This window comes from Streptomyces sp. NPDC048479 (assembly GCF_040651435.1).
GTDB lineage: Bacteria > Actinomycetota > Actinomycetes > Streptomycetales > Streptomycetaceae > Streptomyces.
On the sequence record NZ_JBEZKA010000014.1, the window covers coordinates 186,239 to 200,663 of the forward strand.

General features: G+C 70.9%; 12 protein-coding genes. 6 read left to right on the plus strand and 6 right to left on the minus strand.

Annotated elements, in window-relative coordinates; translation table 11 throughout:
• The first annotated feature begins 47 nt into the window (after positions 1-47).
• The 4 genes from argC to AB0D12_RS22755 are packed head-to-tail and all read left to right on the plus strand — an operon-like array spanning position 48 to position 4,304.
• A complete protein-coding gene (gene argC, locus AB0D12_RS22740; protein WP_362685708.1) occupies positions 48-1,082 on the plus strand; it encodes an N-acetyl-gamma-glutamyl-phosphate reductase in 1,035 nt (344 codons plus the stop codon).
• A complete protein-coding gene (gene argJ, locus AB0D12_RS22745) occupies positions 1,079-2,230 on the plus strand; it encodes a bifunctional glutamate N-acetyltransferase/amino-acid acetyltransferase ArgJ (RefSeq protein ID WP_362685711.1) in 1,152 nt (383 codons plus the stop codon). The genes argC and argJ overlap by 4 nt, the downstream gene beginning before the upstream one ends.
• Positions 2,231-2,259: 29 nt before the next feature.
• Complete coding sequence (argB, locus tag AB0D12_RS22750; protein ID WP_362685714.1) at positions 2,260-3,123, plus strand: acetylglutamate kinase; 864 nt, start codon at positions 2,260-2,262, stop codon at positions 3,121-3,123.
• Positions 3,120-4,304, plus strand: coding sequence for an acetylornithine transaminase (locus AB0D12_RS22755; protein WP_362685717.1), 1,185 nt, complete (start codon positions 3,120-3,122; stop codon positions 4,302-4,304). The genes argB and AB0D12_RS22755 overlap by 4 nt, the downstream gene beginning before the upstream one ends.
• 66 nt (positions 4,305-4,370) lie before the next feature.
• Here AB0D12_RS22755 and AB0D12_RS22760 read toward each other — a convergent pair whose 3' ends face one another.
• The 6 genes from AB0D12_RS22760 to AB0D12_RS22785 all read right to left on the minus strand — a co-directional run bounded on the left by AB0D12_RS22760 (position 4,371) and on the right by AB0D12_RS22785 (position 10,242).
• Positions 4,371-4,892 (minus strand): GNAT family N-acetyltransferase, encoded by a 522-nt coding sequence (locus AB0D12_RS22760; protein ID WP_362685787.1) that lies wholly within the window; start codon positions 4,890-4,892, stop codon positions 4,371-4,373.
• Between the two features lie 465 nt (positions 4,893-5,357).
• Positions 5,358-5,588: a hypothetical protein gene (locus AB0D12_RS22765; RefSeq protein WP_362685720.1), complete on the minus strand. Its 231-nt coding sequence runs from the start codon at positions 5,586-5,588 to the stop codon at positions 5,358-5,360.
• Positions 5,585-7,162: an amidohydrolase gene (locus AB0D12_RS22770; RefSeq protein ID WP_362685790.1), complete on the minus strand. Its 1,578-nt coding sequence runs from the start codon at positions 7,160-7,162 to the stop codon at positions 5,585-5,587. Before AB0D12_RS22770 ends, AB0D12_RS22765 begins: the two co-directional genes overlap by 4 nt.
• Before the next feature lie 13 nt (positions 7,163-7,175).
• The gene (locus AB0D12_RS22775) at positions 7,176-8,021 is read right to left on the minus strand and encodes an ABC transporter ATP-binding protein (protein WP_362685723.1); all 846 of its coding nucleotides are present in this window, start codon (positions 8,019-8,021) and stop codon (positions 7,176-7,178) included.
• On the minus strand, positions 8,018-8,986 hold the full coding sequence (locus AB0D12_RS22780) for an iron chelate uptake ABC transporter family permease subunit (protein WP_362685793.1): 969 nt from the start codon (positions 8,984-8,986) through the stop codon (positions 8,018-8,020). The genes AB0D12_RS22775 and AB0D12_RS22780 overlap by 4 nt, the downstream gene beginning before the upstream one ends.
• A gap of 185 nt (positions 8,987-9,171) precedes the next feature.
• Complete coding sequence (locus AB0D12_RS22785) at positions 9,172-10,242, minus strand: iron chelate uptake ABC transporter family permease subunit (RefSeq protein WP_362685796.1); 1,071 nt, start codon at positions 10,240-10,242, stop codon at positions 9,172-9,174.
• 220 nt (positions 10,243-10,462) lie between these two features.
• Here AB0D12_RS22785 and AB0D12_RS22790 point away from each other — a divergent pair, with 220 nt between their 5' ends.
• Entirely contained in the window at positions 10,463-12,160 is a 1,698-nt protein-coding gene (locus tag AB0D12_RS22790) for an ABC transporter ATP-binding protein (RefSeq protein WP_362685726.1), read from the plus strand.
• 56 nt (positions 12,161-12,216) lie between these two features.
• Positions 12,217-14,025, plus strand: a complete 1,809-nt coding sequence (locus AB0D12_RS22795; protein WP_362685729.1) for an ABC transporter ATP-binding protein — start codon at positions 12,217-12,219, stop codon at positions 14,023-14,025.
• The last annotated feature ends 400 nt before the right edge of the window (positions 14,026-14,425 follow it).

Sequence of the window (14,425 nt, forward strand, 5' to 3'; positions counted from 1 at the left end):
CCGGGAATCGGCCAGGTGTCGAGCAGGCACGAGGAGAGACGGAGAACATGACGGTACGGGTCGCGGTGGCCGGAGCGAGCGGCTACGCAGGAGGGGAGATCCTGCGCCTGCTGGTGTCACATCCCGGCGTGGAGATCGGGGTGGTGGCCGCGCACAGCAGTGCGGGCCGCACGCTCGGAGAGGTACAGCCCCACCTGGCCGCGCTCGCGGACCGGGTACTCGTGGAGACCTCGGCCGCGTCGCTCGCCGGGCACGACGTGGTGTTCCTGGCCCTGCCACACGGCCAGTCGGCAACGCTCGCCGATCAGTTGGGCGCCGAAAGGCTGATTGTGGACTGCGGCGCGGACTTCCGGCTGCGCGACCCGGTCGACTGGGAGCGGTTCTACGGCTCCACTCATGCCGGCACCTGGCCTTACGGACTGCCCGAACTCCCGGGGGCGCGTGCAGAGCTGAAGGGCGCGACCCGGGTCGCCGTACCCGGCTGCTATCCGACCGCGGTGACCCTGGCGCTGTACCCGGCCTTCACCGCGAGCCTCGTGGAGCCGGAGGCGGTGATCGTCGCGGCGAGCGGAGCCTCGGGAGCCGGCCGCGCGGCCAAACCCCATCTGCTCGGCTCCGAAGTGATGGGCTCGATGAGCCCGTACGGAGTCGGCGGCGGCCACCGGCACACACCGGAGCTGACGCAGAACCTGTCGCGAGTTGCGGGCGAGCGGGTGGCCGTGTCGTTCACGCCGACCCTGGCACCGATGGCCCGAGGCATCCTCGCCACGTGCTCGGCGCGCCTGCGTCCGGGAGCCGGCGCCGGTACCCGCGAGGTGCGGGCGGCGTACGAAGCCGCCTACGCCGACGAGCCGTTCGTCCGGCTGCTGCCGTCCGGGCAGTGGCCGTCGACCGCCGCCGTACTCGGCTCCAACACCACGCAGGTGCAGGTGGCGGTGGACGAGCAGACCGGTCGCCTGATCTCCGTGAGCGCGATCGACAACCTTACCAAGGGCACCGCGGGTGGCGCGGTGCAGAGCATGAATGTCGCCCTCGGCCTGCCGGAACGGCTGGGCCTGCCCACGAATGGAGTGGCTCCGTGACCGTGACTGCTGCACAGGGATTCCTCGCGAGCGGTGTGGCCGCCGGGATCAAGGAGTCCGGTGAGCCCGACCTGGCCCTGGTGGTGAACCGCGGTCCGTCGCGCGCAGCTGCCGGGGTGTTCACCTCCAACCGGGTCCAGGCCGCTCCGGTCCGCTGGTCCCGGCGGGTGCTGGCCGGCGGCCGGATCTCCGGGGTCGTCCTCAACTCCGGTGGCGCCAACGCGTGTACAGGACCCGCGGGCGCAGAGGACACGCGGGTGATGGCCGAACACACAGCGCGGGCCGTGGGGGTGGGTCCGGACGAGATCGCGGTGTGTTCCACCGGACTCATCGGCGTCCCGCTGCCGATGGACCGGGTCACGGCGGGAGTTGACGCTGCCGCCGGGCGGCTGTCGCCCGAGCGGGGCGTGGAGGCGGCCGTCGCGATCAGGACGACGGATTCGGTGCACAAGACGGCGGTGGTCGCCGGACCGGGCTGGACGGTGGGCGGTATGGCGAAGGGCGCCGGCATGCTCGCGCCCGGGCTGGCCACCATGCTTGTGGTGCTCACGACGGACGCCGATGTGACCGGGGCGGCGCTCGACTCCGCGCTGCGGGAGGCGGTCCGTACCACATTCGACCGGGTGGACTCGGACGGCTGCATGTCCACCAACGACACCGTGCTGCTGCTCGCGTCGGGCGCCTCCGGGGTCGCGCCCGATCCGGACGCCTTCGCCGATGCGGTGCACAGCGTATGCCTGGATCTGGCACGGCAGTTGGTCGCGGACGCGGAGGGCGCCTCCAAGGAGATCGAGGTTGAGGTCATCTGCGCGGCCTCGGAGGGGGACGCCGTGACGGTGGGCCGGTCCGTGGCCAGGAACAATCTGCTCAAGTGCGCGCTGCACGGGGAGGACCCGAACTGGGGCCGGGTGCTGTCGGCGATCGGTACGACGTCCGCCGTGTTCGACCCCGACCGCCTGGATGTGGCCATCAACGGCGTCTGGGTGTGCCGGGACGGCGCGGCGGGCGAGTCCCGCGACAAGGTCGACCTGTCGGGGCGTCGGATCACGATCACGATCGATCTGCGCTCCGGGGACGCATCAGCGGTGATCTGGACCAATGACCTCACCGCCGAGTACGTCCACGAGAACAGCGCGTACAGCTCGTGAGCGGGGTCGCGGCAGATGTCGCAGCACAGGTGAAGCCACGCGTCGCGCCCCACGCGCCGGAGGAGTTCCGGGGCCGGACGGTCGTGATCAAGTTCGGCGGCAACGCCATGGTGGACGAGAACCTGAAGCGGACCTTCGCCCAGGACGTGGTGGCGCTGTGGCACGCGGGGCTGCGCCCTGTCGTCGTACACGGCGGCGGGCCGCAGATCAGTGCGCTGCTGGGCCGGCTCGACCTGGAGGTCCGCTTCGAGGCGGGGCTGCGGGTGACCACTCCGGAAATCATGGACGTGGTCCGGATGGTGCTGACAGGTCAGGTCCAGCGGGAGCTGGTCGGACTCATCAACAGCCATGGGCCGTTCGCGGTGGGGATGTCGGGCGAGGACGCGCACACCATGACGGCCGTGCGGCGGCCGGCCTGGGTGGACGGCGAGCCGGTGGACATCGGGCTGGTCGGCGACATCGTCGAGGTGAACCCGCACACCGTGCGGGCGCTGCTGGAGCAGGGCCGTATCCCGGTGGTCTCCCCCGTTGCGCGGGGTGCGGACGGCGAGGTCTACAACGTCAACGCCGACCTCGCGGCGGCGGCCATGGCGGTGGCCCTCGGCGCGGAGAAGCTGCTGATGCTCACCGATGTCGAAGGGCTGTACGCGAACTGGCCGCACAGCACCGAGGTGATCGACCGCCTGACGGCGGATGAGCTGGAGAAAATGTTGCCGGAGCTGGCGGGCGGGATGCTCCCCAAGATGGAGGGATGCCTGCAGGCCGTTCGAGCGGGCGTGCCCATGACACACGTGCTGGACGGCCGGGTGCCGCACACACTGCTGCGGGGGGTCTTCACCGGCGACGACCACTCCGGCACCACCGTGGTTCCGGACGAGGAAGGCGACGCATGACCGCCGAGACAGCGGACCGCCCAGTCCTCACGGATCGCTGGCGTGCCGTGATGATGGACAACTACGGCACTCCGCCGCTGGCTCTGGTCAGGGGCGAGGGCAGCACCGTATGGGACGAGTCCGGGCGCGCATACCTCGATTTCACCGGCGGGATCGCCGTGAACACGCTGGGGCACGCCCACCCCACTGTGGTGTCGGCAGTGAGCGCCCAGATCGCCCGGCTGGGTCACGTCTCCAATCTGTACGTCGCCGAGCCTCCGGTCGCGCTGGCCGAACAGCTGTTGCGGCTGATGGGAAGGCCGGGACGGGTGTTCTTCTCGAACTCCGGGACGGAAGCGGTCGAGGCGGCGTTCAAGATCGCCCGACGAACGGGGCGGCCGCGTCTGGTCGCGACCCGGGGCGGCTTCCACGGCCGCACCATGGGCGCGCTTGCCCTCACGGGGCAACCCGCGAAACGTGGACCGTTCCTGCCGCTGCCGGGCGAGGTGTCCCATGTGCCGTTCGGTGACGCGGCGGTGCTGCGGGCGGCGGTCACTGAGGAGACGGCGGCCGTCTTCATCGAGCCGGTGCAGGGTGAGGCCGGTGTGCTCCCGGCACCCGAGGGGTATCTGCGCGCGGCCCGTGAGATCACCCGGGCCACCGGCACGCTGCTCGTACTGGACGAGGTCCAGACCGGGATCGGTCGCACCGGTCGCTGGTTCGCACATCAGGCGGTGGAGGGCGCGGACCCGGATGTGGTGACGCTGGCCAAGGGGCTGGGCGGGGGGCTGCCGATCGGCGCCACCGTGGCGTTCGGCGCGGCAGCCGACCTGCTGACACCGGGTCAGCACGGCTCGACCTTCGGCGGCAACCCGGTGGCCTGCGCGGCCGGGATCGCCGTACTGGAGACCATCGAGACCGAGGGGCTCCTCGCCCATGTCGCGCGCGTGGGCGAGCGGCTGCGGTGCGGCGTCGAGGGTCTGAAGCATCCCCTGGTGAGCCATGTCCGGGGCGCGGGGCTGCTGCTCGGCGTTGTCCTCACCGAACCGGTCGCACCACGCGTACAGAAGGCGGCGCAGGACGCCGGCTTCCTCGTCAATGCCACCGGCCCCACGACGGTGCGGCTGGCTCCGGCGCTGACGGTCCGCGAGACGCAGGTGGACGAGCTGATCGCGGCGCTGCCGGGCATCCTCGACGCCTGAGAGCGCATCGGTCGGCGGGCTGGTCCGGACGCAGGTTTCCGGACCAGCCCGTCGGCCACGGCGTGGTCAGAGCATGCGGGCAAGGACCCGCGAATTACGGTGGGGGTCCAGGGAGTTCGCCCAGGCCGCTGGTGCGAGACCCGCAGAAGCGGGCGCGAAGCCGAACCGGATGAACAGGTCGCCACCACCGGTCGTCGCGGTGAACAGGGCACACAGCGATTGGGCGGTCGCTTGGGCCAGCGCCGCGCGCAGGAGCTGAGCTCCCACCCCACAGCCCTGCCTGCGCGGCGAGACGCAGAAGTTGTACAGCACGCCCGTGGGCCCGCGGCCGCGGGCCGGATCGGCGGGGTGAACACGCAGGCCCAGACAGCCGTCGAGGGTTCCGCCGTGGGCCTCCACCACCAGGAAGTCGGTCGCGTCCGAAGCGTAGAGGGAAAGGGATCGCTCACGCAGCGCTCCCGAGCGTACGAACGGCCGGGACAGTGCCGCGAGGGCGGCGGCATCCCCGCGGCGCGCGGACCGTACACGGAGCGGGGCAGGCAGGTTGGTGCGTGACGGCACTGCGCCGAGGCGCGGGGTGGCCGTGATCAAGGGATTCCCTTCCTTCGGTCCCACCGTGCACGGAGGGCGGCTCGGCCACCGCGGCACCCGGGAAGAAACAGATCACTTAAGGTTAGCCTCACCTAAGTTCCCTGCCAAAACGAGTACGCCCAACTTTCCTTGCGGGTGCGTCACGACCGCTGCTCCGAGCCGATCCTCCGTACGAAGGCTCGGGCCCGCGCCTGTTCGTCGCCGTCGAGCAACCACTCGTCGGCGGCGGCTCGCTCCGCGTACTCGGTCACGCGCACGGACCACAGGTGCGGCCCAGCCCAGCCCCGCCCTTGCAAGGCGCCGGCAGCGGATCCGAACCCACACGAAGGGGGACCGGCGTCCCAGCGCCCGACACGCCGCTGCTCGGGGCACGCGTGAGCATGCCGTGGGCGGTCATCGTTCCATCTCCCCGGAGCAGAGGCGTCAGTTCGGGGTGTGGAGTCAGGCGCGGCCAGAACCGTCCTACGCGCAAGGCCGGCCCGGATAGTCGTCGCTCTCCGGTACTCCTGCCTCACGCATTCTGCGCAGGACCTCACGCAAGGTCGCCTCGTCGTCGATGTACACCGGGGAGTTGATCTCCCTGTCGAAGACCATGCTTTCTCCGGCGGTGTTCCAGATGGCCCACTGATGCGGGTACGAGGACGCTTGCCACAGATGGGCATAGCGCTCGATGCCGTCCGCCTTCGTACTCACAGTGCCGACTTCTCGTTCTCGCGGCCATCGACGAACGCCGCGACCACTTCGATGTCTCCGATGTGCGAGGTGCTGACGCGCCGTGGGTCATCTCCCAGCACCACCAGATCGGCGCGCTTTCCCGGGGCGAGACTGCCCGCGCTGTCGTCCCAGTGGCAGGCGTAGGCTCCGCCGACGGTGTAGGAGCGCAGGGCGTCGTCGACCGTGATGCCCTCGTCCGGGCCGATCACCTGGCCCGACTCGGAGGCACGCTCGACCATGAACTGGATGGCCCGCAGCGGCGAGCCGTCCGTGACGGGACGGTCGGAACTGCCCACCAGCGTGATGCCGTGGTCCAGGAACCCCTTGCCCCGGTACAGCCAAGGGGCCCTGTCCTCCCCCATGATCGACGCGTAGTCGTCGCCGAAGTAGCGCAGAAAGTTCGGCTGGATCACCGCGATCGCGCCGAGTCGCGCGAAGCGGGGGAGCTGGTCGGGCCGGATCAGGCCGGCGTGTTCGATGCGGTGCCGTGCGTCCGGGCGCGGCCGGATGTGCTGTGCCCGCTCCAGAGCGTCCAGTGCGAGGTCGGCGGCGCGGTCCCCGATGGCGTGGACGGCGAGCTGCCATCCGGCGAGATGGCCGTCCACGATGGTGTCCGCGATGCGCTCCGGGTCGTCCTGGAACTGTCCGGTCTGGTCCATCCCGCGGTACGGGCGGCTGAGCGCGGCGGTACGGGCCATCATGCCGCCGTCGGTGTAGATCTTGAGCGCGCCCATGGAGAGCCAGTCGTCGCCGAACCCCGTGCGCAGGCCGAGATCGAGGGCGCGGGGTATGCCGTCGGCGTCGTGCGAGGCGACGGGGCGCAGCGTGTCCGCGGCTGCCATGAGCTGCACCCGCAGGGGCAGCCGGCCCTGGTCCCTGAGGAGTTGATAGGCCCCGAGCTCGACCGGGCTGTTGCCCAGCAGGCCGCCGCCGATGCCCGCCTCGGCGCAGGCCGTCACCCCCTCCGCGAGACAGGTCCGGGCCGCACGCTCGATCGCGTCCGCGAGCTCCCCCTGGGAGTACGGCAGACGCAGTCGTCGTGCGGCGGTCATGGCGCTCTCGGCGAGAAAGCCGTCCTGATGTGGAATGTCGGCGGGGAGCAGGTCCAGGACGGCGCTGTTGACCACGCAGGCGTGTCCCGAGTCGTGCATCAGGAACACCTTGCGCCCATAGCTGACCCGGTCGAGCTCGGCAGCGGTCAGATGGCGCCCCAGGGCCCGCTGGTCGTACCCGGCGATGTCCACCCAGGCGCCCCGCGAACACTTCCGGGAGACGGCCTCTTCCACGACGGCGAGCACGTCCTCGACCCGCCGGCAGGGTGCGACGCTCGGGGTACTCGCCCTCAAACCGGTCCAGGCCAGGTGCACATGGCTGTCGATGAAGCCGGGCAGCACGGTCGCGCCCTGTAGGTCGATCACCTCACGTGCGGGAAGCGAGGTCACCGCGTCGTCCAGGCCCACGATCCGGCCGCGCCAGATGCCCAGGTCGTGGGCGACGGGGTGGTCCGGGTCCATGGTGACGATGTGGGCGTTCGTCAGCCTCGTACAGAGCATGGGCAGTCCGTCCCTAGGGGGTTTCTGCACGGGCGTCGCCTGCCATGGCAGGGCGCTTGCGAGCCGTGGGCACCATCAGCGGCGTGCCGGTCTCCGGGTCGTCGATGATCCGGCAGGGCAGGCCGAACACGTCCTCGATCAGCTCGGCGGTCATGACCGTGGCCGGGTCGCCTTCCGCGGCGACCGTGCCGCCGGCCCGCATCACCACCAGATGGCTGGCATAGCGGCATGCCTGATTGAGGTCGTGCAGCACAGCGACGATCGTGTGCCCCTTGTGCTCATGCAGATCGGCGCACAGGTTCAGCACCTCGACCTGGTGTGCGATGTCCAGGTAGGTGGTCGGTTCGTCCAGCAGGAGGATGTTCGTCTGCTGCGCCAGCACCATGGACAGCCATACCCGTTGCCGTTGGCCGCCGGAGAGGTCATCGACGGGCCGCTCGGCGAGCTCGAGTACGCCGGTCTGCCGCATCGCCTCGGCCACGGCGGCCTCGTCCTCCGCGGACCACTGCTTCAGCATCCGCTGGTGCGGATAGCGGCCACGGGCCACCAGGTCTCCCACCGTGATGCCACCCGGCGCGGTCGACGTCTGCGGGAGCAGGCCGAGCCTGCGCGCGACTTCGCGGGAGCGATAGGAGGAGATGGCGGCCCCGTCGAGATAGACCTCTCCCGCCTTGGGCTTGAGCATGCGTGCCAACGCCTTGAGCAGGGTGGACTTGCCGCAGGCGTTCGGTCCGACGATCACCGTGAACGAGTGGTCGGGTATGACGACACCGAGGGAGGTGGCCACGGTCCGCTGATCGTAGGAGAGCGTCAGGTCTTCGGCCCGCAGCCGGGCTGTCGGGGGGATCGTTCCTGTCATGCGCGGCTCTTTCGCGACTCGATGACCAGCAGCCAGATGAGATACAACCCGCCGATGGTGCCGGTCGCCGTACCCACCGGGAGGAGAGCGGGTGAGAAGATCCGCTGAACCGCGAGATCGCTCCCGGCCAGCAGTACGGCGCCCATGAGGGCGGCCGGGACCAGCGCGGGGCCGGACGACCGGGTCAGCCTCCGGGCGATCTGCGGCGCCGCCAGTGCGATGAACCAGATGGGACCGGTTACCGCGGTGGCGAACGCGGCCAGCGCGACGCTGATACCGAGCAGGACCAGTCGGCTGCGCGCCACGTCGACGCCGAGTGCCATCGCCGTGTCGTCGCCCATTTCCACCATGGACAGTCTGCGAGCGAGGAAGAAGGCGAGGGGGAGCAGGATCGCGACCGGGATGCCGACCGCGGACGCTTGGTCCCAGCTCCGGTTGCCAAGGCTGCCGATCAGCCACGCCTGCGCCTCCAGCGCCTCCTGCCAGCTCGCCCGGGTGATCAGGTACGAGTTGACGGCGAGCAGCAGGGCGCTCACACCGATCCCGATGACGACGAGCCGGAACCCCTGCAGGCCGCCGCTGAACACCAGCAGGTAGATCACGGCGGCCGTGGCCAGCCCGCCGACCAGTGCCCCGAACGCGATCTGGGTCATGCTTCCGTGCAGCACGACAATGACCACCAGCGCTCCGGTCGCCGACCCGCTCGTGAAGCCGACGATGTCCGGGCTGCCCAGCGAGTTGCCGGTCAGGCTCTGCAGGATCGCCCCGCTGACCGCCAGCGCCGCGCCGACGCACAGCGCGGTCAGCAGTCGTGGCATGCGAATGGTGTTGACGATGAAGTCGGCGCCTCCCGAGCCCTTGCCGGCCAGCGCCTGGAGCACCTCGGCGACCGACAACTCGAAATCCCCGGTGGTGAGGGTGATCCCCATGACCGTTGTGAGTGCGACCAGCAGCGCCACCGTCACAGCCACGGCACGGCCGTGAACCCGTAGCGAGAGACGCCCGTTCCGGGTGCGGATGACCCGACCGCTGACCACGCGGGGCTTCTGGGCGTCCACGGAATCGGCCGCACGGGCGGCATGGCTCGCGGAGGTTCCGGCCTCCCGTCGGGCGGCATGGCTCGCGGAGGTTCCTGCCTCCCGTACTGGGCTCACAGCATGACCAGCTTTCGACGGCGGCACAGCGCGATGAACAGCGGTGCACCGAGAAGCGCGGTGACGATGCCGACCTGGACCTCACCGGGGGCACCGAGCACCCGGCCAAGGACGTCCGCGCCGATCAGCAGAATCGGCGCGAGCAGCATCGAGTACGCCAGCACCCACCGCTGGTCGGGGCCCACCACGAGACGGGCCACGTGCGGCACCGCGAGGCCGACGAAGCCGATCGGTCCTGCCGCGGCGGTGGCGGCGCCGCAGAGCAGCATCACCGCGACGACGCCGAGCACCCGGGTCCGGCCGACGTTGACACCCAGCGCGCGTCCCACCTGGTCGCCCATGGCCAGCGCGTTCAGCGAGGGGGCCAGCCCGAGGGCGATCACCAGGCCCACCACAACGAAGGGCAGGATGACGTAGACGATGTCGAGGTTCCGGCCGGAGAGCGCACCCACGGTCCAGAACCGGAACTGGTCGAACGCCCGCGGATTGAGCATCAGCACCGCCGAGTTGAAGGCGTACAGCACTGCCGTCACCGCCGCCCCCGCCACGACCAGCCGGTCGGGCGTGGCCAGTGTCCGTCCGGACGAGCCGAGCAGATAGACCACGACGGACGCGATCGCCGCGCCGAGGAAGGCGAACCACACATAGCCGAGGGCCGAGCCCACGCCGAGAAACGCGATGGCCACGACCACGCCGGTGGAGGCGCCCAGGCTCACGCCGAGCAGACCGGGATCGGCGAGCGGGTTGCGGGTCAGCGCCTGCATCAGAGCGCCCGAGAGTCCCAGCGCCATGCCCACCAGAAGGCCGAGCAGGGTCCGGGGTATCCGGTAGTCGTGGATGATGACCGCGGTGTCCGACCCGTCGTTGTGCCACAGCACGTTCCACGTCGAGGTGAACGGGATGTCCCTGGTGCCCAACCACACGCCGAGCAGGGCGATCAGGACGAGCGCGCCGAGTGCCACGAGGAGTCCCAGGCCACGCAGTGCCGCCGCTGCGGCCCGGCGCGTCGAGGGCGCGGCCGGCCCGTCGACACTGCTCTTGGATGCCGCCTGGGCCTCGACCGACAACAAGGACTACCCCCCGGCGGCAGATCGCGCTTCACGCAAGAAATATGACGTACACACAGGAACTAACTTAGGTGAGGCTAACCGAATGTGCGGCGCAGGGTCAACGCCGCCCGCACCCTGCCCGGTCCGGGGCGGCACGCAGGCCGACGCGGGACCTTGGCGCGAGCCTTGATTAGAGTAGCCTTACCTAACTATCCCACCGTCTCCGCGGAGGTACCGCATGCTCGATGGAGGACCGACGGGGGGCCACGTCCTCCGGAGGGCGATCGGGGGGCAGCGTCGCCACGTCGCCGGGGCATCGCTCCTCGGCATGGCCCACCAGGGTTGCGAGGCGATGGTTCCCGTCGTCATCGGCCTGATCATCGACGAAGCGGTGGCGACCGGCTCCTCCGGCGCACTGCTGCGCCGGCTGCTGGTACTCGCCGCGCTCTTCTTCGTTCTGTCCACGTGCTACCGCACCTCTGCGAGGATCACCGACGGGGCCGGCGAACAGGCCGCGCACCGGCTGCGGCTCGACCTCGGCAGCAGGGTGCTCCACCCCGGCGGCGGAGCCGACGCGGGCCGGCTCCCGGGCGAGCTGACCGCCATCGCCACCGGCGACGCCAGCCGGGTCGGCGCGGTCGCGGCCGCACTGCCGTACGGCATATCGGCACTCGCCGGACTGGCCATCAGCGCGGTGGTCCTGCTCCGGATCTCGGTACCGCTCGGCCTGCTCGTACTGTTCGGAATCCCGCCCCTGCTGTGGCTCGGTCACCGGATCAGCCAACCCCTCGAACGGCGCAGTGAGGTCGAGCAGGAGCGTGCCGCGCACGCCTCCGGCGTCGCCGCCGACCTGGTCGCGGGCCTACGGGTGCTCAAGGGGATCGGAGCCGAGTCGGCCGCAGTGTCCCGGTACCGGCGGACCAGTCAGGACTCGCTGGCGGCGGCGCTGCGGGCCGCCCGTAGCCGGGCCTGGCACGATGGCGCGATCCTCGCCCTGACGGGGATCTTCATCGCGGTCATCGGGCTGGTCGGCGCCCATTTGGCGATGCGCGGCGCGATCAGCGTCGGCGACCTGGTGGCTGCGGTCGGACTCGCACAGTTCCTGCTCGGGCCGTTCCAGCTACTCACCTACGTCAATGGCGAATTCGCCCAGGGCCGCGCGTCCGCCGACCGGATTGCGGAGGTGCTGGCGTCCTCCCCCGCCGTGGCGGCGGGATCGGCCGCGCCGCCCGATGAGGTCGCCGGACGGCTCCGGCTGCGCGGCGTCACACACGGCGCACTGCGCGGGGTCGACCTGGACATCGCCCCCGGAAGTCTGGTCGGCGTCGTCGCCAAGGACCCGGCTGCGGCGGCCGACCTGCTGCTCTGCCTGGGCAGGGAACTCGACCCCGCCGAAGGGGCGATCGAGCTCGACGGCGTATCTCTGGCCGAGCTCGAACCCGACGGCGTCCGCCGCGTGATCCTGGTCGCCCATCACGACGCGGCCCTGTTCGAGAGCAGCCTGCTCGACAACGTACTGGCCGGAACGGACAGCGGTGTGGCGGATGTTGAGCCGGCGCTGACAGCCTCGGCGGCGGACGACGTCGCGCGTGCCCTGCCCCAGGGGGTGGACACCATGCTCACCGAGCGCGGGCGTTCGCTGTCCGGCGGGCAGCGTCAGCGGGTCGCGCTGGCCCGGGCGCTCGCCGCGGATCAGCCGGTGCTGGTCGTCCACGACCCGACCACTGCCGTCGACACCGTCACCGAGTCCCGGATCGCCGCCCGCCTGAGGGAGCTCCGCCGTGGCCGCACCACGATCCTGGTCACCACCAGCCCCGCCCTGCTGGCCGTGACCGATCGCGTGGTCGTGCTCGACGACGGAGCCGTGACCGCTGACGGCCGCCATCCGGACCTCGTCGCCACAGACGAGGCGTACCGCTCGGTGGTACTGACATGACGGCTGTGACCGACGAAGGCGCGCACCCCCATGACATGAACGACGAAGGACGGACGATGAGCGGAACCAGCGCGCCGGATCGCGAACTCCTGCCGATCGCCACCGGCGCCCAGACCCTCGCCGTCGTCGGTGCGTTGCTGCGCCGCCACCGGCTGCAGGCCGTGTCGGCGGTGACCGTACTGGTCGTCGGAACGGGCATCGGTCTGCTGACCGCCCCGCTGCTCGGCCGTATCGTCGACCTGGTCGTCGAGCAACGGGGCCCCGGCTCGCTGACGCTGCCGATGGTCCTGCTCCTCGCGGTGGCCGTAGCACGGGGCGTCGCGACCGCGGCCGGCACCTCCCTCGTCGCCCGACTCGGCGAGACCGTCCTCGCGAGCCTGCGCGAGCGGTTCATCGATCGGGCACTGCGACTTCCGCTCGAACGCGTCGAACACGCCGGCTCGGGCGATCTGACCTCCCGCGTGACCGGCGATGTGACCCGTATAGCGAAGGCGGTACGCCAGGCGCTGCCCGAGTTCAGCAGTGCCCTCCTGACCATCGCGCTGACGCTGGTCGGGCTCGCCGTGCTGGACTGGCGCTTCCTGCTCGCCGTCCTGCTGGCCATGCCGCTCCATGTCCTGACCGTGCGGTGGTACATGCCGCGCGCCACCCCCGTGTATGCCAAGCACCGGGTGGCGACCGGCGCCTTGCAGCACCAGCTGCTCGACAGCTTCGGCGGCGTCCGGACCGTACGCGCGTTCCGGCTGAACAGCCGGCACGCGGATCTGCTGGAGCGACGGTCGCAGGAATCCGTCGACCTCGCGCTGCGCGGCATCCGGCTCGTTTCGGGGTTCTTCTCGCGGCTCAACCTCGCCGAGTTCGTCGGTCTGGCGGCGGTGCTGGTCACCGGATTCGTGCTGGTGGACAACGGTTCCGTGAGTATCGGTACGGCGACCGCGGCGGCGCTTTACTTCCACAGCCTGTTCAATCCCATCAACGCCGCGCTCTTCCTCATCGACGACGCGCAGTCCGCCGGCGCCAGCCTCGCCCGCCTGGTCGGCGTGACGAACCTGCCCGGTGAGCGCGAGCCGGATCGGCCCTCCGTGCCGGTGGACGGTTCCGTCAAAGTCGCCTCCCTCAGCCACGCGTACGTGTCCGGGCACCTTGTACTGCGCGAGGTCGACCTGGAGGTGCACAGCGGGGAACGGGTCGCCCTGGTCGGCGCGAGCGGGGCCGGCAAGACCACCCTGGCGAAGCTGGTCGCCGGCGTCCACCAGCCGTCCGACGGTGTCATCACTCTCGGCGGTGTCGACGCCCGGGAGCTCGGACCCGCCGGCATCCGGCGGGCGGTGACGCTGATCAGCCAGGAAGTCCATGTGTTCGCCGGGCCGCTGGCCGAGGATCTGCGGCTGGCCCGGCCGGAGGCCACCGACGAGGAGCTGCGCGGCACGCTCGCCCGGGTCGGTGCCCTGGCCTGGGTGGAGGCGCTGCCCGCCGGGCTCGACACGGTGGTCGGCGAGGGCGGGCACCGGCTCACGGTGACCCAGGCCCAGCACCTGGCCCTGGCCCGCCTCGTCCTCGCGGACCCTCCGGTCGCGATCCTGGACGAGGCAACCGCGGACGCCGGAAGCGCAGGCGCCCGCACCCTGGAGACAGCTGCCCTTCAGGCACTGGAAGGACGAACAGGTCTGATGGTGGCCCACCGGCTGCCCCAGGCCGCAACCGCGGACCGCATCGTCGTCCTCGACCAGGGCCGGGTCGTCGAGACCGGCACGCACGAGGAGTTGGTAGCCGAAGGTGGGCGCTACGCCGCTCTGTGGGCCGCGTGGTCCGACACCCGGCAACATCCCGGGGACGCGGTGCCGCTGGTGGCCGCGGAGGCCTGACCGCAGGCACCAAGGATGCGAGGCCCCCGGGGGTACCCGGGGGCCTGCGCAATGAGTGGGTCACGCCCACGGTGATGTACCGGTCGCGCATGCCCAGGGCGTGTCCAGCGGATCTTGGGCGTCTGCGGCGGGCCTTTCTCCACCCCGCCCCTTCCCGTAACTGGGGGCAAGCCCCCAGACCCCCGTATGCCTCAGGGGGTCCCCGCACGCCCGCAGGGCGTAGGGGGAATGTGCTCAAACGCTGGACGGGCTGGATATTGGCCCCCTGGGAAACTTTCAGCCCCTCCGGCGTTTGAGGAGCGGGGTCTGGGGCGGAGCCCCGGTTCGGGAAGGAGCGGCGTGGGGGAGATTTCGCCGCAGGCGCCCAAGATCCGAGCACGGCCAACACCGTCGGGTGGGT

Excerpts from the sequence above, each read along its gene's own strand:
- argC (WP_362685708.1), top strand. The coding sequence starts at position 48 with ATGACGGTACGGGTCGCGGTGGCCGGAGCGAGCGGCTACGCAGGAGGG.
- AB0D12_RS22755 (WP_362685717.1), top strand. The coding sequence starts at position 3,120 with ATGACCGCCGAGACAGCGGACCGCCCAGTCCTCACGGATCGCTGGCGT.
- AB0D12_RS22770 (WP_362685790.1), bottom strand. The coding sequence starts at position 7,162 with ATGCTCTGTACGAGGCTGACGAACGCCCACATCGTCACCATGGACCCG.
- AB0D12_RS22775 (WP_362685723.1), bottom strand. The coding sequence starts at position 8,021 with ATGACAGGAACGATCCCCCCGACAGCCCGGCTGCGGGCCGAAGACCTG.
- AB0D12_RS22790 (WP_362685726.1), top strand. The coding sequence starts at position 10,463 with ATGCTCGATGGAGGACCGACGGGGGGCCACGTCCTCCGGAGGGCGATC.
- AB0D12_RS22795 (WP_362685729.1), top strand. The coding sequence starts at position 12,217 with ATGAGCGGAACCAGCGCGCCGGATCGCGAACTCCTGCCGATCGCCACC.